General features: G+C 69.0%; 2 protein-coding genes and 1 pseudogene. All 3 read left to right on the forward strand.

Annotated elements, in window-relative coordinates; translation table 11 throughout:
- Positions 1-657: pseudogene (locus B1964_RS29065) on the forward strand (AfsR family transcriptional regulator); the annotation flags it as partial.
- Between the two features lie 48 nt (positions 658-705).
- A complete protein-coding gene (locus B1964_RS29070) occupies positions 706-1,689 on the forward strand; it encodes an ATP-binding cassette domain-containing protein (RefSeq protein ID WP_079932261.1) in 984 nt (327 codons plus the stop codon).
- A gap of 23 nt (positions 1,690-1,712) precedes the next feature.
- Positions 1,713-2,497 (forward strand): ABC transporter permease (locus B1964_RS29075; protein WP_079932262.1); only part of this gene is annotated, 785 nt, incomplete at its 3' end.

Consider the following 2,497-nt stretch of genomic DNA (forward strand, 5'->3'; position numbering starts at 1 on the left):
CCGTGGTTGACCGCCGCGGCACGGCACCGTCTCGGCCGCGGCCACCTGCTCCTCGGCGACCGTGCGGGTGCCGCAACGCTGTTCGCTCGCGCCGCGGATGACCATGCCGCCCTGGGCTTTCAGGAGGAGAGTTCCCGCACCCGGGTTCATCAGGCGATCGCCTTGTCGGTCTCCGCACCGGATGTCGCGGTCGAGTTGCTCGAGACCTGTCTGCGCGATTCCGGTGACTCGCCGAAAGCGTTCGTCGCGACCGCCCACGCCGCGCTCGCCGATCTGCTGGTCGCCGACGACCCGTCGGGAGCCCGCCGATCCGCCGAACGCGCCATCGAGATCGTCGGGCCGCCCACCGATGCCCACTGTGCCTATCTGCACGGTGTGCGCGCGGTGATCCTGCAGCGGACCGGCGAGGTCGTCGCCGCACGCCTGGCCGCCGAGTCGCTGCGGGTCTCGTTGTCGCACTTGGCCGCAGCGCCGGCCACCAATCTGCCGGCCTTGGGCGCCGCGGCGGCCGCGGTGGCCCTCGTCACCGACCGGGTGTCCTCCGATGCCCTCGCCGCTGCCGCTCGGGGCGCCCGCTACCGGCGCGACTTCTCCGTCATCGATCTCGGCGACGGCCCACGCTCACGGCGCACCGCGCTGCTCACCGTCCTGCGCTGAGGGGTGCGTGAAAGCGAAATGAAAGCGGCGTCGGGCAGGGTCGACACCATGCTCGCCGACAGCACCCACCACGCCGACACGCTTCCCGACACCGCGATCCACGCCGACCACCTGCGCAAGACCTTCGGTGGCGTCGTCGCGGTCGACGACGTGTCGTTCACCGTGCCGCGCGGAACCATCCTGGGCGTCCTGGGCCCCAACGGCGCAGGCAAGACGACCACCGTGCGCATGCTCGCGACCCTGATCCGCCCCGACGCCGGACGCGCGACGATCTTCGGCCGGGATGTGGCCGCCGACGCCACCGCGGTGCGGTCGCTCATCTCACTCACCGGCCAATACGCCTCGGTCGACGAGGATCTCACCGCCACGGAGAACCTCGAGTTGTTCGCGCGGTTGCTGGGATACAGCGGCCGGGCCGCACGCACGCGCGCCACCGATCTCATCGACCGGTTCGGGCTCAGTGCCGCCGCGCGGCGTCCCGTCAGCGGATTCTCCGGCGGTATGCGGCGCCGGATCGATCTCGCGGCATCGATGATCCGTACCCCGGCACTGCTGTTCCTCGACGAGCCGACCACCGGACTCGACCCGACCACCCGCACCCAGGTCTGGTCCAGTGTCCGCGACCTGGTCGCGCAGGGTAGTACCGTCCTGCTCACCACGCAGTATCTCGATGAGGCCGACCAGCTCTCGGATTCCCTGGTCGTCATCGACAAGGGCCGCGTCATCGCCTCCGGAGACGCCGACACCCTCAAGGATCGGGTCGGCGACCGCTCCTTGGAGGTCACCGTCGACCCGGTACACCTCTCCGAGGCGCGCGAGGTGCTGCGCACCGCTCTCGACACGGCGGTCACCACCACCCCCGAGAACGGACAGCTCATCGCCGCGATCACCGATCCGTCTGCCGCGGCTCGTGCGGTCGTTGCGCTCGACGGCGCGGGCATCGGTGTCGGGGAGGTCTCGGTGCGACGACCCAGCCTCGACGACGTGTTCTTCTCCCTCACCGCCGGACCGTCCAGGGAGGTGGCCGCATGAGCGCCGCCACCGGAGGTGGCCAATTGAGCGCCGCCACCGGAGGTGGCCAATTGAGCGCCGCCACCGAAATCCCCACCCCAGGACTGCACCTGGGCACCCCCGTCGACCACATCGGTATCGGCAAGGCCATTCGGGACACCATCACCATGGCGCGCCGAGGCCTGTTGCGGCTCAAGCACACTCCGCAACAACTGTTCGACGTGATCGTCATCCCGATCGTGTTCACCGTGATGTTCGCCAACATCTTCGGGGGCGCCATCGCCGGCAGCGTGGATGCCTATCTGCCCCAGCTGGTGCCGGGCGTGCTGGTCTCGGTGGCGATCACCGCGTCGGTGGTCACCGGCGTGCAACTGCGCGAGGACATGGACCGCGGGGTCTTCGACCGCTTCATCTCCCTGCCCATCGCGCGTATCGCCCCGCTCGCCGGCTCATTGATCGCCGACGTCGTGCGCTACCTCATCGCCGCGGTCATGTCGATCGGCGTCGGCATGATCCTCGGGTACCGGCCGTCAAGTGTGCTCGGCACCATCGCCGGCATCATCCTGACCCTCTTCGCGGCCTTCGCGATCAGCTGGATCTTTGCGCTGATGGGAGTGCTCATGTCGAAAGCCTCTGCAGTACAGGGGGTGTCGATGCTGGTACTCATGCCGCTCACGTTCACCTCCAACATCTTCGTGCCGGTGACCACGATGCCCAGCTGGATGCGCACGCTCGCCGACGTCAATCCGATCTCACATCTCGTGTCCTCGCTCCGCTCGCTGATCAACGACGGGCAGGTCACCGCGCACGTGGGCTGGACACTCATCGG

The sequence above is a fragment of the Gordonia sp. i37 genome, from assembly GCF_002043085.1.
In the GTDB taxonomy this organism is placed as follows: Bacteria; Actinomycetota; Actinomycetes; order Mycobacteriales; family Mycobacteriaceae; genus Gordonia; species Gordonia polyisoprenivorans.